The sequence below is a fragment of the Streptomyces sp. NPDC060027 genome (assembly GCF_042737005.1).
Lineage (GTDB): Bacteria > Actinomycetota > Actinomycetes > Streptomycetales > Streptomycetaceae > Streptomyces.
Map to the genome: position 1 here is coordinate 1 of NZ_JBHWVI010000027.1, position 21,060 is coordinate 21,060.

17 protein-coding genes are annotated in these 21,060 nt (G+C 71.5%); 4 read left to right on the forward strand and 13 right to left on the reverse strand.

The features are described from left to right. Positions 1 to 16: 16 nt before the first annotated feature. The 3 genes from ACFWBT_RS09730 to ACFWBT_RS09740 all read right to left on the reverse strand — a co-directional run bounded on the left by ACFWBT_RS09730 (position 17) and on the right by ACFWBT_RS09740 (position 2,175). On the reverse strand, positions 17 to 1,084 hold the full coding sequence (locus tag ACFWBT_RS09730) for a chaplin (protein ID WP_385697765.1): 1,068 nt from the start codon (positions 1,082 to 1,084) through the stop codon (positions 17 to 19). Positions 1,085 to 1,189: 105 nt separating this feature from the next. Continuing rightward, complete coding sequence (locus ACFWBT_RS09735; RefSeq protein WP_385697767.1) at positions 1,190 to 1,447, reverse strand: chaplin; 258 nt, start codon at positions 1,445 to 1,447, stop codon at positions 1,190 to 1,192. Between the two features lie 314 nt (positions 1,448 to 1,761). Continuing rightward, a complete protein-coding gene (locus ACFWBT_RS09740) occupies positions 1,762 to 2,175 on the reverse strand; it encodes a rodlin (RefSeq protein ID WP_385697768.1) in 414 nt (137 codons plus the stop codon). Positions 2,176 to 2,427: 252 nt separating this feature from the next. Between ACFWBT_RS09740 and ACFWBT_RS09745 the strand changes: the two genes are divergently transcribed. Next, positions 2,428 to 2,838 carry a rodlin gene (locus tag ACFWBT_RS09745; RefSeq protein WP_385697770.1) on the forward strand — a complete coding sequence of 137 codons (411 nt, stop codon included), beginning with the start codon at positions 2,428 to 2,430 and terminating at the stop codon, positions 2,836 to 2,838. A 200-nt stretch (positions 2,839 to 3,038) separates the two neighbouring features. Next, on the forward strand, positions 3,039 to 3,443 hold the full coding sequence (locus tag ACFWBT_RS09750; RefSeq protein ID WP_385697772.1) for a rodlin: 405 nt from the start codon (positions 3,039 to 3,041) through the stop codon (positions 3,441 to 3,443). A 99-nt stretch (positions 3,444 to 3,542) separates the two neighbouring features. Here the strand turns inward: ACFWBT_RS09750 and ACFWBT_RS09755 are convergent, their stop codons facing one another. From ACFWBT_RS09755 to ACFWBT_RS09770, 4 genes are all read right to left on the reverse strand, one after another. Further along, complete coding sequence (locus ACFWBT_RS09755; protein ID WP_385697774.1) at positions 3,543 to 5,462, reverse strand: AMP-dependent synthetase/ligase; 1,920 nt, start codon at positions 5,460 to 5,462, stop codon at positions 3,543 to 3,545. A gap of 359 nt (positions 5,463 to 5,821) precedes the next feature. Continuing rightward, positions 5,822 to 7,444: a von Willebrand factor type A domain-containing protein gene (locus ACFWBT_RS09760; RefSeq protein ID WP_385697776.1), complete on the reverse strand. Its 1,623-nt coding sequence runs from the start codon at positions 7,442 to 7,444 to the stop codon at positions 5,822 to 5,824. A gap of 159 nt (positions 7,445 to 7,603) precedes the next feature. Continuing rightward, positions 7,604 to 8,467 (reverse strand): ABC transporter permease, encoded by an 864-nt coding sequence (locus tag ACFWBT_RS09765; protein ID WP_385697778.1) that lies wholly within the window; start codon positions 8,465 to 8,467, stop codon positions 7,604 to 7,606. Beyond that, positions 8,464 to 11,148, reverse strand: coding sequence for an alpha/beta fold hydrolase (locus ACFWBT_RS09770; protein WP_385697780.1), 2,685 nt, complete (start codon positions 11,146 to 11,148; stop codon positions 8,464 to 8,466). Before ACFWBT_RS09770 ends, ACFWBT_RS09765 begins: the two co-directional genes overlap by 4 nt. A 116-nt stretch (positions 11,149 to 11,264) precedes the next feature. Here ACFWBT_RS09770 and ACFWBT_RS09775 point away from each other — a divergent pair, with 116 nt between their 5' ends. Next, on the forward strand, positions 11,265 to 11,675 hold the full coding sequence (locus ACFWBT_RS09775) for a GNAT family N-acetyltransferase (RefSeq protein ID WP_266758947.1): 411 nt from the start codon (positions 11,265 to 11,267) through the stop codon (positions 11,673 to 11,675). A gap of 43 nt (positions 11,676 to 11,718) precedes the next feature. Here the strand turns inward: ACFWBT_RS09775 and ACFWBT_RS09780 are convergent, their stop codons facing one another. From ACFWBT_RS09780 to iolC, 6 genes are all read right to left on the reverse strand, one after another. Beyond that, a complete protein-coding gene (locus ACFWBT_RS09780) occupies positions 11,719 to 13,128 on the reverse strand; it encodes an APC family permease (protein WP_385697782.1) in 1,410 nt (469 codons plus the stop codon). A gap of 466 nt (positions 13,129 to 13,594) precedes the next feature. Beyond that, a complete protein-coding gene (gene mmsA / locus ACFWBT_RS09785) occupies positions 13,595 to 15,097 on the reverse strand; it encodes a CoA-acylating methylmalonate-semialdehyde dehydrogenase (RefSeq protein ID WP_385697784.1) in 1,503 nt (500 codons plus the stop codon). Between the two features lie 14 nt (positions 15,098 to 15,111). Beyond that, positions 15,112 to 16,995, reverse strand: a complete 1,884-nt coding sequence (iolD, locus tag ACFWBT_RS09790) for a 3D-(3,5/4)-trihydroxycyclohexane-1,2-dione acylhydrolase (decyclizing) (protein WP_385697785.1) — start codon at positions 16,993 to 16,995, stop codon at positions 15,112 to 15,114. Then, positions 16,992 to 17,834 (reverse strand): 5-deoxy-glucuronate isomerase, encoded by an 843-nt coding sequence (iolB, locus tag ACFWBT_RS09795; protein ID WP_385697787.1) that lies wholly within the window; start codon positions 17,832 to 17,834, stop codon positions 16,992 to 16,994. The genes iolD and iolB overlap by 4 nt, the downstream gene beginning before the upstream one ends. Before the next feature lie 7 nt (positions 17,835 to 17,841). Beyond that, positions 17,842 to 18,738 (reverse strand): deoxyribose-phosphate aldolase, encoded by an 897-nt coding sequence (locus ACFWBT_RS09800; RefSeq protein ID WP_385697840.1) that lies wholly within the window; start codon positions 18,736 to 18,738, stop codon positions 17,842 to 17,844. A 170-nt stretch (positions 18,739 to 18,908) separates the two neighbouring features. After that, on the reverse strand, positions 18,909 to 19,937 hold the full coding sequence (iolC, locus tag ACFWBT_RS09805) for a 5-dehydro-2-deoxygluconokinase (RefSeq protein WP_385697789.1): 1,029 nt from the start codon (positions 19,935 to 19,937) through the stop codon (positions 18,909 to 18,911). Between the two features lie 121 nt (positions 19,938 to 20,058). On the opposite strand from iolC, the gene ACFWBT_RS09810 reads away from it, so the two are divergent. Further along, the gene (locus tag ACFWBT_RS09810; protein ID WP_385697791.1) at positions 20,059 to 21,036 is read left to right on the forward strand and encodes a sugar phosphate isomerase/epimerase family protein; all 978 of its coding nucleotides are present in this window, start codon (positions 20,059 to 20,061) and stop codon (positions 21,034 to 21,036) included. The last annotated feature ends 24 nt before the right edge of the window (positions 21,037 to 21,060 follow it).

Sequence of the window (21,060 nt, forward strand, 5' to 3'; positions counted from 1 at the left end):
ACCCGGGAGCGGAGCGTCACGGACGGGACGCGACCCGGGCTCGCCGGTACAGCACGGTGCCGCCCGCCAGCAGGGCGGCACTGGCCGCCGAGGTGGCGAGCAGGCCCTCACCGCCGGTCTCCGCCAGCGTGGGCGGGGTGTACTGGCTGTGCACCGTGACGGGCGGGGCGGGGGGCTGCTCGTGGACCTTGACGGGCGGGGTGTACGAGGCGGGCGTGTACGGAGTCCCCGTCGGCGGGTGCTCATGAACCGGCGGCGGGGGCGTGTGCGGCGGGGGGCAAGGGGCGTGCGGGGGCGTCCCGTGGGGGTGCTGGTGGCCGCACTCGTTGCCGAACACGGGGTTCCCCAGGCCGATCACGTCCAAGGTGTCGCCGCAGAGCTCGATCGGGACGTCCACCGGTGCCGCGGCGTGGTCACCCGACAGGACACCCGGCGAACCGTGCGCCCCGCCGGACGACGAGGCGCCGCTCCAACCGCCGTGGTGACCGCCCGAGTTGCCGTACCCCGAACCTCCGTGCCCGGAGTGGCTCCGGCCGGAGTCCCCGTATCCGGAGTCCCCGTATACCGAGTCGCCGTAGCCGGAACCGCCGTAACCGCCGTTGTGACCGCCGTAGCCGCCGTCATGACCGCCGTAACCGCCGTCATGACCGGTGTAACCGCTGTGTTCACCGTATCCGCCGTGGCCGCCGCGGCCGCCGCCCGAGTGGTCGGTGCCACCGTGATGGGCGCCCTGTCCCGGAACGCGTCCCGAGCCGTGTCCGGCCTGCTGTCCGGAGTACTGTCCGGAGCCGGCCTCGGGATGGACGGCGTGCTGCGGCGCGGTGTGCCGGCCGTGCGAACCCGAGCCGTTGGCGCAGGAGTTGCCGAAGGCCGGGTTCAGCGCGGCGACGACGTCGACCGTGTTGCCGCAGACGTTCAGCGGCACGTTCACCGGGACCTGGACGTTGTTCCCCGACACCACGCCGGGCGAGTCCGAGGCGGTCGCGGTCGTGTTCGAGTCCGCGAGGGCCGGACTGGCGTACAGGGACACGAAGCCCGTCGCGGCCGCGGCCACGACCACTCCCCTACTCAGGTTCTGTCGCACTCTTGTTTTCTTCCTGCTGGTAGAAGTGAGGAAGCCGGCCTTGGGACCGATGAGGCGGTCCCAGGCCGGCCGTGGCACAGCCGGAGCGGCTGAAGTGCCGAAACGTCAGTCGTTGGCGCAGCGGTTGCCGATCGCCGGGTTCAGCAGGGCGATCACGTTGATCGAGTTGCCGCACACGTTGACGGGGATGTGGATCGGGACCTGGACCACGTTGCCCGAGAGGACACCGGGAGAGTGGACGGCGGCACCCTGGGCGCCCGAGTCCGCGAAGGCCGGGGCAGCCATACCCATGGCCATGATCGCGCCGGCGACGACAGCAGCGCTCTTCTTGTGCTTCACGTGCTTTCCCTTCTCTGCGGTCATGCCCCTTTGTCGGCCGAAGCCGAGCGAGCGCAACTTGAGCGGCTCGCATCATGACCTGCAGGCTGTAAACGAGGGATGGCTGGCCCAAGAAACTGTGGAACGTAGGCCAATTGGGAATTCACTCGAATCGCCCCGCACCGAATGAGCACGGAAGCTTCACACCAGGCGAAACGGTCCTCCGGGGGAAGAAGCGTTTCACCCGGGAGAGAAAGTCAACTCGACAGAAATGGATTTCACACGAATGACGGGAACGCACAACAAAGCCCGGGCCGCCCGCCGGAACACGACGCGCGACCCGGGCCGAGGCCGGCGGGTCAGCTGCGGCTGGCGCCGTTGCCCGAGAGGACCGGGATGTTGTCCAGGATGTGCGAGAGCGGCTCGTCGCCCTTGGCCTGGGTGGAGTTCTCGGTGCACTGCTGGTTCTGCGGGGCGGACAGGATCGGCACGTCCTGGGCGCCGACCTGTGCCAGCAGGCCGAGCACGTTCTGGGCGTTGACCTTGGCCGGCAGGCCGACGCAGGGCTTGTTCAGGGAGCCCTGGACGAGCGAGAGCTGGGGGCTCTGGTCGCCCTTGGTCAGGGCGTTACCGTACGTCTGCTCGGCACCGTTCCCGTTCACCGTGGTGACGCCCTCGTCGTTGCCGATGGCCAGCGCCTGCGGGGCGGCCGCCGCCGAGACACCGACGACGGAAGCCGCGACAGCCATCACGGCCATTGCCTTCTTGAGCATTTCTCCGGGTTCCTTTCCTACCTGTGACACGCATTCCCTGCTCCCACCCCAACCGGAGCCGGTGGGAATGGTTGCGCGACGTCACCCGATCGGACTGTCCGACCTGTCCGAATCACGCAACCTCTGGCCCGAGAAAGTGACCGTCACACCATCCGCATGGGCCATTGGGGTGAATCGGAGCAACTATGCAGTACAGGGGCCAGTTGTCCAGATCGCTCCGGTGGACGGGGTTTCTCCAGAAGGGATCAGCAAGTGATCAAGAAGGTTATGGCTGCTGCGGCGATCGCCGCTTCCGTCGTCGGAGCCTCGGCTGCCGCCGCGCCGCAGGCGCTGGCCATCGGCAACGACAACGGTGTCAACACCGCCAACGGCAACGGCGCCGCGCAGATCTACGGCAACCAGGCCACGTACGGCAACATGAGCCCGCAGCTGGCGCTCATCCAGGGGTCCCTGAACAAGCCCTGCATCGGCCTGCCGGCCAAGCTCAACGCCCAGAACGTGCTCGGCGCGGCGCAGATCGGCCTCCAGGACGTGCCGATCCTGTCCGCCCCGCAGAACCAGCAGTGCACCGAGAACTCCACCCAGGCCAAGGGCGACGAGCCGCTCTCGCACATCCTGGACAACATCCCGGTCCTCTCGGGCAACGGCGCCAGCCGCAGCTGACCCACCGCCGCGCACAGCGGGCTTCCGGCACTCCCGGCGGCCCGCTGCCGCTGTCACCTCCACGACGACAGCGGCGGCGACGTGTCGGCCCCGGGTACCCCGTGACCCATCCCGGGGACACCCCGCAACCACTCCATCCGCAGCACTGTTGATCATGACGCGGCTCCGTTCGGAGTCGCTCTCCGAAAGGGCAAACGAACATGAAGAAGCTCTGGGCGACCGCGGCCATCGCCGCTTCCATCGCCGGTGTCTCCGCCGCCGCGCCCCAGGCGCTCGCCATCGGCAACGACGGCGGTGTCACCACCGTCAACGGCAACGGCTCCGTCCAGAAGTACGGCAACCAGGCCACGCACGGCGACCTGAGCCCCCAGCTCGCGCTGGTCCAGGGCTCGCTGAACAAGCCCTGCGTCGGCCTGCCGGCCAAGCTCAACGTCCAGAACATCGCCGGCTTGGCGCAGATCGGCCTCCAGGACGTCCCGGTCCTCTCGGCCCCGCAGAACCAGCAGTGCACCGAGAACTCCACCCAGGCCAAGGGCGACGAGCCGCTCTCGCACATCCTGGACAACATCCCGGTCCTGTCGGGCAACGGCGCCGTCGGCAGCTGATCACCTCGGCACCACGGACAGCGGGTCACTCCTCGGGAGCGGCCCGCTGTTCCCGTGTCCGGGGCAGTGGCTGTGCCCGTGTCCGGGGCAGTGGCTTCCTCAACTCCCGTACAGCGTCTCGATCTCGGCCGCGTACAGCGCCGTCACCGCGTGCCGTTTCACCTTCAGGGACGGCGTGAGCAGACCGTTGTCCTCCGTGAAATCACCTTCCACCAAAGCGAACGCGCGAATGGATTCGGCCCGGGAGACGGCTTGGTTGGCGTGGTCCACGGCCTTCTGGACGTCGGCGCGCATCCGCGGGTCACGGACGACGTCCCGCGCCGGGGTGTCCGCGGGGAGTCCCCGGACGGCGAGCCAGTGGGCCACCGCCTCGGCGTCGAGGGTGATCAGGGCCGCGACGAACGGGCGGTTGTCGCCGACGACGAGGCACTGGCCGACGGGCGCGCGGCTGCGCAGCCGGTCCTCCAGGACGGCGGGCGAGACGTTCTTGCCGCCCGTGGTGATGAGGATGTCCTTCTTGCGGCCGGTGATCGTGAGATAGCCGTCCTGGTCCAGGGCGCCGAGATCGCCGGTGGCGAACCAGTCGTCGGTCAGGACGGCGTCGGTCGCCGCCGGGTTGTTCCAGTAGGCGCCGAAGACGACACCCCCCTTGATGAGCACCTCGCCGTCGTCGGCGATACGGACGGCGGTGCCCGGGACCGGCGGACCGACGGTTCCGGGGCGGGGCCGGAGAGGCGGGACGACGGTGGCGGCGGCGGTCGTCTCGGTCAGCCCGTAGCCCTCGTAGACGAGGATTCCGGCGGCGTAGAAGAAGAGGTTGAGGTCGCGGTCGAGCGGGGAGCCGCCGCTGATGGCGTAGTGCGCGCGGCCGCCGAGTTCCTTGCGGATACGGCGGTAGACCAGCAGGTCGTAGAGCGCCCAGGCCGCGTACAGGCCGGGCCCTGGGCCCTTGCCCCTGCCGAGGAACTTGTGCAGATACGCCTCTCCGAAGCGCACGGCGACGCGGTCGGCGCGGTCGAAGGAGGCGGCGCGGCCCATCTTCTCGGCGGTGGCGCGCCCGGTGGCGTGGATCTTCTCGAAGAGATACGGGACGCCGACCAGGAACGTCGGACGGAACTCCCGCAGTGCGGGCCGGAGTTCGTCGGGCCTGATGCTCGGGCAGTGACCCAGCTCGATCCGGGCCATCAGGCAGGCGATCTGGAGGGTGCGGCCCATGATGTGGGCGAGCGGGAGGAAGAGGATCGTCGAGGCGGTCCGACCGGTGACCGCCTGGAAGACGGGGTGCAGCAGCTCCACCGTGTTGGCGGCCTCGGCGTACAGGTTGGCGTGGGTGAGGACGCAGCCCTTGGGTCTGCCGGTGGTCCCGGAGGTGTAGCAGATCGTCGCGACGGTCTCGGGGGTCAGCGCGGCGCGCCGCTTGACGACCTCCTCGTCGCTGATGTCCCGTCCCAGGGAGGCGAGTTCGGCGAGGGCGCCCGCGTCGAGCTGCCAGACGCGTGGAGGTTCGGACCGGCGGGCGGTGCCGGTGGCCACGGTGTCCGCGTTCCCGGGGGTCTCGACGATCACGAAGCGCGCGTCCGAGTCCTGGACGATCCACGCCACCTGCTCGGCGGAGGAGGTCGCGTAGACGGGGACGGTCTGGCCGCCCGCCGCCCAGACGGCGAAGTCGAGGACCGTCCACTCGTAGCGCGTACGGGACATCACCGCGACCCGGCCGCCCCGTTCGAGGCCCGCCGCGATCAACCCCTTGGCCGTGGCGGTGACTTCGCGGACGAAGGCGGCCGCGGTCACCGGGGCCCAGGAGCCCTGCCGTGGCCAACGCAGCACGATCGCGTCGGGCGCCTCGGCCGCGTTGGTGAACGGCAGGTCGGCCGTGCTGCCGGAGGTGGGGGTGGGTGCCAGGGTGGCGGTGCGTGCCTCGCGGACCGTACCGCTCTCGTCCTTGACCAGTTCCACGCGGCTGCGGCTCGCGAGGCCGGCGTGTCGCTTCGCCCGTTTCAGATCCTTGCGTACACCCATCACGGCTCCCGGTCGCAGGGTCCTTACTCCGGCGTCAACTTACCCACGCGTAACGGAATTTCAATGGATCGCGCACGATCCGTCCCCGCAGGCCGTTCCCCCGCCCGATGGGCGGCCCACGAGCAGGTGGCGAACGAGCCGACGGCTGCCCCGGCGGCGCCGGGGCAGCCGGGGCGGCCGGGACGGCCCGGGAGGGCGGGGAGGCCGGGGCAGCCCGGGAGGCGGGGCAGCCGGGGAGGTCGGCCAGGGAGGGTTGCCCAAGCAGCCGGGCAGGGCGGCCCGGGGAGGGTGGGCCCGAGCAACCGGGCAGGGCGGCCCAGGCGGCCAGGGAGGGTGGCCCTAGCCGCCGGGCAGGGTGGCTACCGTGTGCAGCCCGTGGCGCAGACGTCCAGTTCGTCGGCCTGGCCGATCGCGGTGGCGAGAGCGGTGACGTCCTTGTCTTCGGAGTCGTTCGCCAGATCGCGGGCGCGGGAGGCGAGTTCGCCCAGCGGGAGGCCACCGGGCAGCGAGCTCCAGCGGGCGTCGCCCGAGCGCAGGGCGTCGGCGAAGTAGGCCGCCACGGCGGTGACTTGGAAGGAGCGGGACGCGGTCCAGACACCGTCACGGAGGGAGCCCGTCTCCAGGCGGCCGGACTCCTCGTGCGGGGCGCGGGAGTCGGGGTCGAGCCAGCGGACGGTCGCGGTGGCGAGAGGGCCGGAGGCGCCGGGGCGGGTGCGGACGGCGTAGAGCGCGGTGACCGTGTGGCCCGGGCCCACCTCGCCGCCGTCCACCCGGTCGTCACGGAAGTCCTCGTCGGCGACCTTGCGGTTGTCGTAGCCGATCAGCCGGAACTGCTCGACGGTCTCGCGGTCGAAGGCGACCTGCGCCTTGGCGTCGCGTGCCGTGAGGTCGATGTTCTGCGGGAGCTGGTCGCAGAAGACGGTGAGGGCCTCGTCGCGGCTGGAGACGTAGGTCGTGTGGCCGTCGCCCTTGTCGGCGAGGCGTTCCATGAGGGCGTCGCCGTACTCGCTGCCGACACCGACACCGAAGAGGGTGATGCCGTGCTCGCGGCGGGCGGCGGAGATCCGTTCGAGGATGCTGTCCGCGTCCGTGTCACCGGTGTTGGCGAGGGCGTCGGAGATCAGGACGACCCGGTTGGTGGCGCCTTCGCGCAGCCCCTCGACGGCGGTCGCGTACCCCGTCCTCACGCCGGCGCCGAGGTTGGTCGAGTCGGTCGGCTCCAGGCGGTCGATCGCCTTGTGGACACGGCCGCGGTGGTCGCCGAGCCGGGTCATCGGCAGCACGGTCTCGGCCTCGTCGCTGAAGGTCACCAGGGCGACCGAGTCGTCGTCGCGCAGCCGGTCCGTCATCACGTCCAGGGATTCCCGGGCCAGGTCGAGACGGCCCGGCTCGGACATGGAACCCGAGATGTCGATGACGAAGGTGAGGGCGGCGGGCGGGCGTTCGCGCTCGCTCTCGGCGGCACGGGTGGCGAGACCGACCCGGACGAGGGACCAGCGTTCGTCGTCGGTGCGGGCGCCGTCGACGGTGACCGAGAAGCCGTTGCCGTCGGGGCGTTCGTAGTCCTGACGGAAGCTGTTGACGAACTCCTCGGGCCGGATCGTGGAGGGGTCGGGGACCCGGCCGCCCGCGAGGGCGCGGCGGGCGTAGCCGTACGACGCGGTGTCGACGTCGAGGGCGAAGGTGGAGAGGTAGTCGGGCGACGGCGCGACATCGGGGGCGTCCGACTGCTCGCCCTCCTGGTCGCGTTCGGCCGCGCCGCCCGACGGCTGGACGGGGGCCGGCAGCGGGAGGTTGCTGCGGTCGCCGGACTTCTTCCCGTCGCTGTCCGAGGAGTTGCCGCCGCCCGCACCGCATCCGGTGAGCAGCACCGCGCCCGCCGCCGTCAGGGCGAGCAGCGAGGCACTGAGCCGTCGTAGGCCCGCCTTCCGCGCGCCCCCGCGTGGGCGGCCTGCGTCCGCCGCCGTCTGTATGTGGTTCATCCCCATCTGTGCCCCCTCGGCGTACGGCCCTTGTGTGGGCCGACATGTGTGACTGTGACGGCCGAGGGGGCCGGTATGAGCGCTCGGATGCGTTGCGGAAGGATTTCGAAGCGGCCACGGCGGAGGGGCTTCGAGACCGGTCGGTGATCTTCCGGAGACCTAAGACACGATGTCCTTGCGCGCGAAACCGCGGAAGGCCAGGGCGAACAGGACGAGTGCGTACGTTACGGAGATCGCCGTGCCCTGGATCATCCCTCCCCACTCCAAGGTCGGCTGGACGGCGTCGGCCCAGGCGAACTGCCAGTGGGCGGGCAGGAAGTCGCGCCAGTGCCCGAGGGCGGTGACCGCGTCGAGGACGTTCCCCACGATGGTCAGGCCGACCGCGCCGCCGACCGCGCCGAGCGGCGCGTCCGTCTTCGTCGACAGCCAGAACGCGAGCCCCGCGGTGACCAGTTGGGACACGAAGATGTACGCGATCACGACGAGCAGCCGCTGGGCGGCGGTGCCCGCGGAGAGCGCGCCGCCGGTGGGGATCTCCAACGGCCCCCAGCCGTAGGCGGCGGTGCCCACGGCCAGCGCGACGACCGGCAGCAGGACCATCGCCGCGAGGCTGAGCCCGAGGGCGACGGTGAGCTTGGACCACAGCAGCCGGGCTCTCGGCACGGGGGCCGCCAGCAGGTAGCGCAGCGAGGACCAGCTTGCCTCGGAGGCGATGGTGTCGCCGCAGAACAGCGCGACCGGGATCACCAGGAGGAAGCCCGCCGAGACGAACAGGTTCACCGCGGCGAAGTTGGCGCCCGACGCGGTGGCCGTGTCCATCAGCGTGACCCGGCCGTTGCGCCCGCCGGGCTGGCCGCCGATGGCGAACGCCACGAGCAGGACGAAGGGCAGGGCCGCGAGAATCGCCCCCATCACCAGGGTGCGGCGGCGCTTCAACTGGCGCAGGAGCTCGACGCGCAGCGGGAGCGTGCGGCGCGCGCGGTACCCGTCCGCGGTCTCGGTCCGCTCGACGAGCGTGCTCATGCGGAGCCTCCGATCAGGGTGAGGAACGCGTCTTCCAGGCGTCGGTGGGGTCCCACCGACGCCACCGGTACTTCGAGGCGTACGAGCTCCACGACCAGGCGCTGCGCGCTGCCGTCGGCGTCGAGACGGACCAGCAGCCCGTCGTCGGTCGCGACGGCCGAGGACACGCCCGGCAGGGCGCCCACCTTCTCGACGACCGGCTCGTCGACGGGTGAGCCGGTGCCGACGAGCAGGGTGTCGCCGGAGCCGATGATCTCGGACACCGGGCCCGCCTGGACGAGCCGGCCGCGGTCCATGACCACCAGGTGGGTGCAGGACTGCTCGACCTCGGCGAGGAGATGGCTGGAGACGATGACCGTGCGGCCCGCGGCGGCATAGCGCATCATCACCTGGCGCATCTCGCGGATCTGCGGCGGGTCGAGGCCGTTGGTCGGTTCGTCCAGGATCAGCAGGTCCGGGAGGCCGAGCATGGCCTGGGCGATGGCGAGGCGCTGGCGCATGCCCTGGGAGTAGGTGCGCACCGCGCGGGCGAGGGCGTCGCCGAGTCCGGCGATCTCCAGGGCCTCTTCCAGGTGGGCGTCCTCGGGGGGACGGCCGGTGGCCCGCCAGTACAGTTCCAGGTTCTCGCGGCCGGACAGGTGCGGGAGGAAGCCCGCGCCCTCGACGAAGGCCCCGACCCGGGAGAGGACCGGCGCGCCGGGGCGGATCGCGTGCCCGAAGACGCGGATCTCGCCGTCGTCGGGCTTGATGAGGCCCATGAGCATGCGCAGGGTGGTGGTCTTGCCCGCGCCGTTCGGTCCGAGCAGGCCGAGGACCTGGCCCTTCTCCACCCGGAACGACAGCTCCCGTACCGCGTACCGGTCCGCGGACCTGGCGTAGCGCTTGCTCAGGCCGGTGATCTGGAGCGGGACTTCGGCGGACCCGGGATCGGGGGCCGGGGCGCTCGTGCGGCGGCGGCCGGTGACCAGCAGCGCCAGGGCGGTCAGCGCGCCGGCGAGCGGCAGCCACCACACCCAGGCGGGCAGCGGCGCGGCGGCGGTCGTCACTCCGGGGGCGGTCGGCACCCGGAGGTCGCCCTTCAGGGAGACGGTGTACGTCGCCGGGGCCGCCGGGGAGGCGTAGCCGAGGTCGGTGGAGGCGAGGACCAGGCGCAGCCGGTGGCCCTTCCGGACCTCGTGGTCGACGGCGGGGAGGGTGAGGGTCACGTCCTTGCCGGTCTTCGCGCCCTCGACGCGGACCGGGGTGATCAGTTGGGAGGGCAGCACCTGCTGGGTGCCGCCCGGACCGACGTCGTACACCTTCCCGAAGAGGACCGCGTCGTCGGTGCTCGACCTGACGTGCACGGTCGCCGTCGGCGAGCCGGTGATCCGCAGGTCGTCGCGGAGGGGCGCGGACTCGAACCGGGCGTACTGGCCGGGGAAGTCGAGGGAGACCCCGACGCCGAGGGAGGAGAGCTGGGTGAGGCCGCCCGAGCCGCCGAGGCCGGGCAGGGCGGAGATGGCGGGCGGGCTGGCGCCGGCCGGGTTCTCGAAGCTCTGCTCGCGGCCGGTCAGCGTGACCGCGTGCCGGCCGCTGTCCAGCCCGGGGTAGGTGTCGGCGCTCGCGCCGCGCAGCAGGGCGGCGCCGTCGGTGGAGTCGATGCCTCCGGTGCGGGTGACGCGGAAGGCGGGGCCCGTGTCGGCGCCCTTGTCGTCCTTCAGGTAGCGGTCGAACCAGGAGCCGACCCGGGAGGTGACGCGGTCCGTCTCACGGTCGCCGCCGTCGTGGCCGCCGGAGATCCAGTCGACGTCCACGGGCGCGCCGTTGGCCTTGATCGCCTTGGCCATGGCGTCGGCCTGCCCGAGCGGGAAGAGGGAGTCGGACTGGCCCTGCACGATGAGGGTGGGCACCTTGATGCGGTCGCCGACGGCGGAGGGGCTGCGCTCCTGGAGCAGCTTCGTCGCCGCCGCGTCCGGCTTCCCGGACTCCGCGACCCGGTTGTACATCGCGCACAGTTCGGGCCGGAACCGGTCGCAGCCGCCGCCGGAGTTGATGAAGAGGCCCGTCCAGATCTTCTTGAACACGCCGTTCGGGAACAGGGCGTCCGCGAGGTTCCAGTACGTGATGGAGGGGGCGATCGCGTCGACGCGCCGGTCGTTCGCGGCGGCGAGCAGGGAGACGGCCCCGCCGTACGAGGCGCCCGTGACGCCCACGTGCGGGTCGCCGTTCCCGTCCAGCCGGACCTCGGGCCGCCGGGCGAGCCAGTCGACGAGCCGGGAGACGTCGGCGACCTCGCCCTTGGGGTCGTTCAGCCCGATCCTGCCGGTGGACTCGCCGAAGCCGCGCGCCGACCAGGTCAGCACCGCGTACCCGTCGCGGGCGAGCTTCTCGGCCTCGCCGCGCACGTCGGCCTTGCTGCCGCCGAAGCCGTGCGCGAGGAGGACGGCGGGGCGGCGCTGCGAGGAGGGGCCCGCGGTGAAGTACGAGGTGTCGAGCCGCACCCCGCCGTCCATGGCCATGACGTGGTCGGCGCGGTGCACGGCGGGAGCGCCGTCGTCGGCGACGGCGGTCCAGGTGCCCGCTCCGGCGAGCAGCGCGACGGCCGCGACGGCGGCCGCCCATCTGCCGCGGGCTCGCGCCGTGGTGCGAGCGGGGAGGCGCCCCCGGAGCGGCCCGCGCGGCCGGGGCAGTCGAAGATCCATGCCTCAACGGTACGGGCGCCCGCCGGCGACCGGGGCAGCCGCCGGGCTGAACCCGTGCCCCTCCCACGGGAGTACGGCACGGGTCCGGCGTACCGCGTCCGTGGTACGAACGCCCCATGGAGATGCGCCGCGCCACCACTGTCGAGGAACTGACCGCCGCCGAGTACCTCTTCGACCATCCCGTGCGTCCCGAGTGGGCCCGGCGGTTCCTGGACACCCGGGGGCACCACCTGTACCTGGCCTACGAGGGCGAGGTCCCCGTCGGCTTCATCAGCGGCGTGGAGACGGTCCACCCCGACAAGGGCACCGAGATGTTCCTGTACGAGCTGGCGGTGGCCGAGGTGTTCCGGCGGCGTGGCACCGGGCGGGCGCTGATCCGCGAACTCTCCGCCCTGGCCAGGGAACGCGGCTGCTACGGGATGTGGGTCGGTGTGGACACCGGGAACGACGTCGCCCTCGCCACCTACCGCAGCGCGGGTGGCAAGGACGACGGGACGTGCACGGTGGTGACGTGGGACTTCGGCTGAGGCCGCCGGGGCGGGGCCGGGTCCGGCGGGGCGTGCCGCGCCGTTATGCCTCCGCGTCCTCGGGGATCGACACCAGCCAGCGGGTGTCGCGGCGGGGCCGCAGGTAGAAGGCCCAGTAGAGGGTGGCGACCGCGGTGATGCCGCCGGTCCACAGCAGGTAGACCGTCTCCTGCTGGGTGAGGATGTAGGCGAGGACCGCGATCAGCAGGACCGGTACCGCGGGCCACAGCGGCATCCGCCAGGCGGGCGTGTGGCGGTGGTGGCCGCGCCGGGCGAGCAGCGCGGCGACCGCGACGAGCAGGTACATGGCCGTCACCGACACGCCCGTCACGCCGTACAGGGTGTCCAGGTTGACGAAGCAGAGGGCGGCGCCGGGGACGCCCACCAGCAGCGTGGCGACCCAGGGGGAGCCGAACCGGCCGAGCCGGGACAGGCCCTCGTTGACCGGGCCGGGCCACGCCTTGTCGCGGGCCGAGGCGAACAGGACGCGCGAGTTCTGGATGACCATGACGATGCCCGCGTTGATGATCGCGAGGGCGACGCAGAGGCTGACGAAGGTGCCGACGGCCGAGTTGGACCAGGCCGTGACCATGCCGCTGATGTCGCCGCCGGTCAGGGCCGACAGGTCGGAGGCGCCCATGGTGATCGCGACGACCGGCACCAGGATGATGACGGTGGAGATGGCGAGGGTGGCGAGGACGGTACGGGCGACGTTGCGGCGCGGGTTCTCCAGTTCCTCGGAGAGGTAGACCGCGGTCGAGAAGCCCTGGGTGATGAAGAGGGCGATGGCGAGCCCGGAGACGACCAGCATGGCCGTCACGGTGTCCGTGTGGCCGCCGGAGTCGGCGACCTGCATCGAGACCAGGCTGCCGACGCCCCGCTCGCTGTGGGCGAAGCCCAGGACCGCCACGAGCGCCGCGGCGATGACCTCGAGGACCAGGAAGATTCCGGTGATCCAGGCGTTGGCGCGCAGGTCGAGCAGGCCGGCGAGGGTGGCCAGGATCATCACGGCGGCGCCGGCGACCGAGGGGTTCAGATGGACGATGGGCGCCAGATAGTCGGCCGTGCCCATCGCGATCACCGGCGGCACGATCATGACGACCAGCAGGGAGAGCACGAAGACGAGCCAGCCCGCGAGACGTCCGGCCATCGTGGAGACCATGGCGTACTCGCCGCCCGCGCTGGGGATGAGGGTGCCCAGCTCCGAGTAGCAGAGCGCCACGGCGATACAGAGCAGGGAGCCGATCGCGATGGTCAGCGCGGTCGCCGTGCCGAGCGAGGAGAACAGGTCGGGAACCACGACGAACAGCGTCGAGGCGGGTGTCACGCACGAGAGCGTCAGCAGGGTGCCGCCGACGATGCCGATGGAGCGCTTGAGCTTTTGGGGGTTCCCGGTCGCCGTGGGGGCGGCGTCCGGGACGGCCGTCTCGACAGGGCGGAGCGTGTCGGTCATGAAGCGGTTCCGATCGACTCGTGCGTCAGGTGGTTCGGGCGGGAGCGCTATCGCCTCCGGCGGCTCGCGTCGTGCTGCTTCTCGTCCGCTCCCGCGCTGATGGAACCTTGACGGAAACCGTTGCGTCAATGGCCGTTTACCTACGGAATCCGCAGTAGCGGAGCAGCCCACATCACATAACTTTCCCAGGCTTCAACGCCACTATGTTGCAATCATCAATACCTAGCGGATCATGACCTTGCTTTCCAAGGAAACATCGTCAATTTCCCTGCGCTACCCGTTTCATCACTCCATGACGAGAACCGCAGTCGGGGTCTCGAAATTCGCCAGGATTGGTCCGCACTCCGGACGCCCGTGGACGGCGAGGACTTCGGCGTCACTCCGAGGTGGGCCCCCGCGGCCGGCAGGGGCCCGAAACGCGACGGTGCCCCGCCCCCCGGACGAGGGGCGGGGCACCGGGGGCGCCTCAGTGGTTGCGCGGGAAGCCCAGGTCGACGCCCGTCGGCGCCTCCGACGGGTCCGGCCAGCGGGTGGTGACGACCTTGCCGCGGGTGTAGAAGTGCGTGCCGTCGTTGCCGTAGATGTGGTGGTCCCCGAAGAGGGAGTCCTTCCAGCCGCCGAAGGAGTGGTAGCCGACGGGCACCGGGATCGGCACGTTCACGCCGACCATGCCCGCCTCGATCTCCAGCTGGAAGCGACGGGCGGCGCCGCCGTCCCGGGTGAAGATCGCGGTGCCGTTGCCGAAGGGCGACGCGTTGATCAGCGCCACCCCCTCGTCGTAGGTGTCCACGCGCAGCACGCACAGCACCGGGCCGAAGATCTCGTCCTTGTACGCGTCCGCCGTCACCGGCACGCGGTCCAGGAGCGAGAGGCCGATCCAGTGGCCGTCCTCGTGCCCCTCGACCGTGTAGCCCGTGCCGTCGAGGACGACCTCGGAGCCCTGGTCGGCGGCGCCCGTCACGTACGAGGCGACCTTGTCGCGGTGGGCGGCGGTGATCAGCGGACCCATCTCGGACGTCGGGTCGCTGCCGGGACCGATCTTGATCTTCTCGGCGCGCTCGCGGATCTTGTCCACCAGCTCGTCGCCGATGGAGCCGACCGCCACGACCGCGGAGATCGCCATGCAGCGCTCGCCGGCCGAGCCGTACGCGGCGGAGACGGCGGCGTCGGCGGCCGCGTCCAGGTCGGCGTCCGGCAGGACCAGCATGTGGTTCTTGGCGCCGCCCAGGGCCTGGACGCGCTTGTGGTTCGCGGCGGCGGTGGTGTGGATGTAGCGGGCGATCGGCGTCGAGCCCACGAAGGACACCGCCTTGACGTCCGGGTGCTCCAGGAGACGGTCGACGGCCACCTTGTCGCCGTGCACGACGTTGAAGACACCGTCGGGCAGACCGGCCTCGGCCAGCAGCTCGGCGAGCTTCATGGCGGCCGACGGGTCCTTCTCGGACGGCTTGAGGACGAAGGTGTTGCCGCACGCGATGGCGAGCGGGAACATCCACATCGGCACCATGGCCGGGAAGTTGAACGGCGTGATGCCCGCGACGACACCGAGCGGCTGGCGGATCGACGCCACGTCGACCTTGGAGGCCACCTCGGTCGACAGCTCGCCCTTCAGCTGCACGGTGATCCCGCACGCCAGGTCGACGATCTCCAGACCGCGGGCGACCTCGCCCAGCGCGTCCGAGTGCACCTTGCCGTGCTCGGCGGTGATCAGCTCGGCGATCGCGTCCCGGTTGGCGTCGAGCAGCGCGCGGAACTTGAACAGGATCGTGGACCGCTTGGCCAGCGAGGACTGTCCCCAGGTCGCGTACGCGTCCTTCGCGGCGGCGACCGCGGCGTCGACCTCCTCGACACTCGCGAACGCGACCTTCGTGGTCACGGCGCCGGTCGCCGGGTCGGTGACCGGCCCGTACGTACCCGACGCACCCTCGACGGTCTTGCCGGCGATCCAGTGGTCGACGGTCTTCGTCATGGCCATGCACTCCTTCACAGATGGCGGCGTCGGGCGGCGACGTGCCGGTCGTACTCCTCACGTGCCTTGACCGCCGACGATCGGGTCGCGGTCTCGGCCACAGGTACATCCCACCAGGCTTGGGCCGGGGGCGCGCCCGACACTGTGTCTGCCGTTTCGGTCTCCACGTAGACACAAGTGGGAGTGTCCGCGTCGCGCGCCTCGGCCAGGGCGGTACGCAGGTCACGCACGGTCTTCGCGCGTAGGACGCGCATGCCCAGGCTGGCCGCGTTGGCCGCGAGATCCACCGGCAGCGGCGCCCCCGTGTACGTACGGTCCCCGGCCCGGTAGCGGTACGCCGTGCCGTACCGCTCGCCGCCCACGGACTCGGAGAGACCGCCGATCGAGGCGTACCCGTGGTTCTGGAGGATGATCACCTTGATCGCGACGCCCTCCTGGACCGCGGTGACGATCTCGGTCGGCATCATCAGATAGGTGCCGTCGCCGACCAGCGCCCACACGGGCCGGTCCGGGGCCGCCATCCGTACACCGATCGCGGCCGGGATCTCGTAGCCCATGCACGAATAGCCGTACTCGACGTGGTACTGGTCCCGCGACCGGGCCCGCCACAGTTTGTGCAGGTCGCCGGGGAGCGAGCCGGCCGCGTTGATCAGGATGTCGTCCTCGGTGACCAGCTCGTCCAGGACGCCGAGGACCTGCGGCTGGGTGGGCCGGATGTCGACGTCCTCGGCCTCGTAGGCCGCGTCGACGCGGTACTCCCAGCGCTCCTTGTCGTCCGTGTACTCGGTGACGTACGCCGGCTCGGCGCGGTGCTTGTGCATCAGCAGCGCCTCGCCGAGCGCTTCGAGACCGGCGCGCGCGTCGGCGATCAGCGGTGTGCCGGCGAGCTTGTGGCCGTCGTACGGAGCGATGTTGAGGTTGAGGAAGCGGACACCCGACGCGCCGAAGAGGGTGCCGGAGGCGGTGGTGAAGTCGGTGTAGCGGGTGCCGACACCGATCACCAGGTCGGCGGTGCGGGCGAGCTCGTCGGCGGTCGCCGTGCCGGTGTGGCCGATGCCGCCGACGTCCTGGGGGTGGTCCCAGCGCAGCGAGCCCTTGCCCGCCTGGGTGGAGGCGACGGGGATGCGGGTGGCGGAGGCGAGCTCCGCGAGCGCCTCCTCCGCACGGCTGTGGTGGACACCGCCGCCCGCGACGATCAGCGGACGCCGGGCCTGGCGGACCGCCGCGACGGCACCGGCCAGTTCACCGGCGTCGGCCGCCGGGCGCCGCACGGCCCAGGTCCGCTCGGCGAAGAACTCCTCGGGCCAGTCGTACGCCTCCGCCTGCACGTCCTGGGGCAGCGCGAGCGTGACGGCGCCGGTGTCGACGGGGTCGGTGAGCACGCGCATCGCCTGGAGGGCCGCCGGGATCAGGGCTTCGGGGCGGCTGATCCGGTCGAAGTACTTCGACACCGGGCGCAGACAGTCGTTCACCGACACATCCCCGGCGAAGGGGACTTCGAGCTGCTGGAGCACCGGATCGGCGGGGCGGGTCGCGAACACGTCGCCGGGCAGGAGCAGCACCGGGAGGTGGTTGATCGTGGCGAGCGCGGCGCCGGTGACGAGGTTGGTGGCGCCGGGCCCGATGGAGGTGGTCACGGCGTGCGCCGACAGCCGGCCGCACTGGCGCGCGTAGCCGACCGCCGCGTGCACCATGGCCTGTTCGTTGCGCCCCTGGTGGTACGGCATCTCGTCGGCGTACTCGACGAGCGCCTGGCCGATCCCGGCGACGTTCCCGTGGCCGAAGATGCCCCAGGTGGCGCCGATCAGGCGGCGTCGCTCGCCGTCCCGTTCCGTGTACTGCGCGGCCAGGAACCGCACCAGCGCCTGTGCGACCGTCAGCCTCGTCGTCGAGGTCATCGGTATCCCCCTGTGCTTTCTACGTGTCCCGGGTGGAAGCGGATCCGCCACTCCCTGTCCCCGCCCGGCCCCGCCATGACGTTCAGGTAGTACATGGCGTGGCCGGGCTGGGCGATGGACGGACCGTGCCATCCGTCGGGGACGAGGACGGCATCGCCGGTGCGGACCTCGGCGAGGACGTCGGAACCGCCCTCACGGGAAGGGAATACGCGCTGATAGCCGAAACCGTTCGGGCCGTCGATCTCGAAGTAGTAGATCTCCTCCAGCCGCGACTCGACACCGGGCAGGTGTTCGTCGTGCTTGTGGGGCGGATACGAGGACCAGTTGCCGCCAGGGGTGATCACCTCGACGGCGATCAGCCGGTCGCAGTCGAAGACGTCGGCGGCGGCGAAGTTGCGCACCTGGCGGGCGCAGTCGCCGCTGCCGCGGTCTTCGACGGGAACCTCCGGCGCGGGGCCGTAGCGGGCGGGGAGTCGGCGCTCGCACTTCGCTCCTGCCAGGGCGAAGCGGCCTCCCACGCCGGAGGCGATCTGGACCCGGGCCTCACGGGGCACGTACGCGAAGTCGGAGACTCCGTCGAACACGCTCCTTCTGCCCAGGAGTTGGAACTCTTCCTGCTCCATGCCGTCCTTGGCGCGCACCGTGCAGCCGCCGCTGAGCGGGAGCACGATCCACTCACTGTCCCCGGTGGTGAAGGTGTGGGTGCCACCGGGCGCCAGTTCCACGACCCGCAGACTGCTGTGGGTCCAGCCTGCCCGCCCGGGATCGATGTCGAGGGCGTAGTACGCGTCGGCCGTGGTGCCCCTGGGCACGTACAGCTCGTTGCTCGGACGGCTCATGCGGCCCTCACAGCAGTCCTACGGCGGTGTCCACGGCCGCGGCGACATCGCCGTCCGCGGGGTACAGCAGCGAACGGCCCACCACCAGGCCCTGCACGGTGGGGAGCCGGAGCGCCCCGCGCCACTTCTCGTACGCACCCTCCTGGTCCTCACCGACATCGCCCCCGAGCAGGACGGCGGGCAGCGTGGAGGTCTCCATGACGCGGGCCATGTCGTCAGGGTTCTCGGTGACGGGGACCTTCAGCCAGGTGTACGCCGAACTGCCGCCCAGGCCACTGGCGATGGCGATCGACTTGGTGACGGCCTCGGCGCTCAGATCGTTGCGCAGGGTACCGTCCTCCCGGCGACGGCAGAGGAACGGTTCGACGAAGACCGGAAGTTGACGTTCGGCCATGTCGTCGATCACCCGGGCCGTGGACTCCAGGGTGCGCAGCGAGCCCGGATCGTCGTAGTCGATGCGCAGCAGCAGTTTGCCCGCGTCGAACCCGAGCCGCTCGAGGTCCTTCGGGCGGTGCCCGGTGAACCGGTCGTCCAGCTCGAAGGCCGAACCCGCGAGTCCGCCCCGGTTCATCGAGCCGATGGCCACCTTGCCGTCGAGCGCGCCGAGCAGCAGCAGGTCGTCGAGGAGGTCGGCGGTGGCGAGCACGCCGTCGACGCCGGGGCGGGAGAGCGCGAGACACAGCCGCTCCAGCAGGTCGGCGCGCCCCGCCATGGCCAGCCTCCGGTCGCCGACGGCCAGCGCGCCGCGCGCCGGGTGGTCCGCGGCGACGATCATCAGCCGTCCGGAGCCGTCCACCAGGGGCCGCCGCACCCGCCGCGCGGCGGCCTCGGCGATCGCCTCGGGGTGTCGGGCACGGACCTGGACGAGGGCGAGGACGTCGACACGGGGGGACGACGGGCGCAGACGGTCGTAGGCGGTGGGGGTGACGGGGGTGGCGGAGTGCGGTCCGTCGGGCGGGGCACCGGCGGGCTCGGTGTTCTCCGGCACGCCCGCCCGGGCGTGTTCGACCGCCTCGTGGGGCGGGGGTGCCTCGCCGCCCTGTTCGTGGCGGGCTCCCCCGACGTGGCCCGCCCTCACCGCACCGCTCCCGCCGCGAGGGCCTGGTCGACCTCGTCCGGCGTCGGCATCGCGGAGGAGCACTCCAGTCGGGAGGCGACGATGGCGCCCGCCGCGTTCGCGTGGCGCATGACCCGCTCCAGGTCCCAGCCGGCGAGCAGTCCGTGGCAGAGGGAGCCGCCGAACGCGTCTCCCGCGCCGAGGCCGTTGAGCACCTCGACCGGGAGCGGCGGGACCTCGGCCCGGGTGCCGTCGCGATGGACGGCGAGCACACCCTTGGGGCCCTGTTTCACCACGGCGAGTTCGACACCGGCTTCGAGGAGGGCGTCGGCGGCGGCGTGCGGCTCGCGCTCGCCCGTCGCGATCTCGACCTCGTCGACATTGCCGACGGCGACGGTGGCGTGACGCAGGGCCTCCGCGTAGAAGGGGCGCGCCGAGGCGGCGAGGTCCTTCCGCGCCGTGTCGTGCGGAGCTCCGTTCCTCCCGGCCGTGCTTTTCCCGGCCGCGTTCTTCCCCGCCGCGTCCCCCCAGAACATGGGGCGCCAGTCGAGGTCGAAGACCGTCGTACCGGACCGGGCCCGGTGGGCCAGGGCGGCGAGCGTGGCCGTGCGGCTCGGTTCCGCGCTCAGCCCCGTGCCCGTCATCCAGAAGACGCGGGCTGCGCGCACTTCGCCGAGGTCGAGTTCGTGGGCGTCGATCTCCAGGTCGGGGGCCTTGGGCTGCCGGTAGAAGTAGAGCGGGAAGTCGTCCGGCGGGAAGATCTCGCAGAAGGTGACCGGGGTCGGCAGCCCGGGGACCGCGGTGACCCAGCGGTCGTCGACGCCGAAGTCGCGCAACGCCTCGCGCAGATAGGCCCCGAAGGGATCGTCGCCCGTCCGGGTGATGACGGCCGTACGCCGTCCGAGCCGCGCGGCCGCCACCGCGACGTTGGTCGCCGAGCCGCCGAGGAACTTGCCGAAGGACGTCACCCGGGCCAGCGGGACTCCCGTCTGCAACGGGTAGAGGTCCACGCCGATCCGCCCCATGGTGATCAGCTCGTACGCCATCGAGTTCCCTTCCCTACGGCTGTCCCCAGGTCTAGTCCCGCCCGCGGAGCCTGTCAATGTTTTGTCCAGACATTCGGACGAGCCCTTGACACCTCCCCGGAGCCGCCGGAAGCTGACGCCCATGACGTCGTTGCCACCTCAGTCATCGCCGCGGCCCGGGTCCGGGCCCTCGCCGGAGTCGTCACCGCGGTCGTCGCCTCCGTCCTCACTGTCGCGCATCCGGATCGGTTCGGCTCCCGACTCCTGGGGCGTCTGGTTCCCCGACGACCCGCAGCAGGTCCCCTGGCGGCGCTTCCTCGACGAGGTCTCCGGCTCGGGCTACGAGTGGATCGAACTCGGCCCGTACGGCTATCTGCCCACCGATCCGGACGTCCTCAAGGAGGAGACCGCACGACGCGGGCTCACCGTCTCGGCGGGCACGGTCTTCACCGGGCTGCACCGCGGTCCCGACGTCTGGGAGTCCACCTGGGCACACGTCTCGGACATCGCGGCGCTCACCCAGGCGATGGGTGCCGAGCATCTCGTCGTCATCCCGGCCTTCTGGCGCGACGACAAGACCGGCGCGGTGCTGGAGGACAGCACGCTGACGCCGACCCAGTGGCGCAATCTGACCGCCCAGACCGAGCGGCTCGCCCATGAGGTGCGCGAGCGCTACGGGCTGCGGATCGTCGTCCACCCGCACGCCGACACGCACATCGACAGCGAGGAGAACGTGACGCGGTTCCTCGACGCGACCGACTCCTCCCTGGTGTCGCTGTGTCTGGACACGGGCCACTACGCCTACTGCGGCGGCGACAGCGTCAAGCTCATCGAGACGTACGGCGAACGCATCGGCTACCTCCACCTCAAGCAGGTGGACCCGCTGGTGCTGGCCGGAGTCCGCGCCGAGGAGGTGCCGTTCGGGCCGGCCGTCGCGCGCGGCGTGATGTGCGAACCGCCGTCCGGCGTCCCGGCGCTGGAGCCCGTCCTCGCCGCCGCGCAGCAGCTCGGCGTCGAGCTCTTCGCGATCGTCGAGCAGGACATGTACCCGTGTCCGCCGGACAAGCCACTGCCGATCGCCCGACGCACCCGGGCGTTCCTGAGGTCCTGCGGGGCATGACCTCCGCGCCCGGAGGACCCGACG

Coding starts and splice junctions, on each gene's coding strand:
- ACFWBT_RS09735 (WP_385697767.1), bottom strand. CDS start 1,447: ATGACCGCAGAGAAGGGAAAGCACGTGAAGCACAAGAAGAGCGCTGCT.
- ACFWBT_RS09740 (WP_385697768.1), bottom strand. CDS start 2,175: ATGCTCAAGAAGGCAATGGCCGTGATGGCTGTCGCGGCTTCCGTCGTC.
- ACFWBT_RS09750 (WP_385697772.1), top strand. CDS start 3,039: ATGAAGAAGCTCTGGGCGACCGCGGCCATCGCCGCTTCCATCGCCGGT.
- ACFWBT_RS09755 (WP_385697774.1), bottom strand. CDS start 5,462: ATGGGTGTACGCAAGGATCTGAAACGGGCGAAGCGACACGCCGGCCTC.
- ACFWBT_RS09760 (WP_385697776.1), bottom strand. CDS start 7,444: ATGAACCACATACAGACGGCGGCGGACGCAGGCCGCCCACGCGGGGGC.
- ACFWBT_RS09765 (WP_385697778.1), bottom strand. CDS start 8,467: ATGAGCACGCTCGTCGAGCGGACCGAGACCGCGGACGGGTACCGCGCG.
- ACFWBT_RS09770 (WP_385697780.1), bottom strand. CDS start 11,148: ATGGATCTTCGACTGCCCCGGCCGCGCGGGCCGCTCCGGGGGCGCCTC.
- ACFWBT_RS09775 (WP_266758947.1), top strand. CDS start 11,265: ATGGAGATGCGCCGCGCCACCACTGTCGAGGAACTGACCGCCGCCGAG.
- ACFWBT_RS09780 (WP_385697782.1), bottom strand. CDS start 13,128: ATGACCGACACGCTCCGCCCTGTCGAGACGGCCGTCCCGGACGCCGCC.
- mmsA (WP_385697784.1), bottom strand. CDS start 15,097: ATGACGAAGACCGTCGACCACTGGATCGCCGGCAAGACCGTCGAGGGT.
- iolD (WP_385697785.1), bottom strand. CDS start 16,995: ATGACCTCGACGACGAGGCTGACGGTCGCACAGGCGCTGGTGCGGTTC.
- iolB (WP_385697787.1), bottom strand. CDS start 17,834: ATGAGCCGTCCGAGCAACGAGCTGTACGTGCCCAGGGGCACCACGGCC.
- iolC (WP_385697789.1), bottom strand. CDS start 19,937: ATGGCGTACGAGCTGATCACCATGGGGCGGATCGGCGTGGACCTCTAC.
- ACFWBT_RS09810 (WP_385697791.1), top strand. CDS start 20,059: ATGACGTCGTTGCCACCTCAGTCATCGCCGCGGCCCGGGTCCGGGCCC.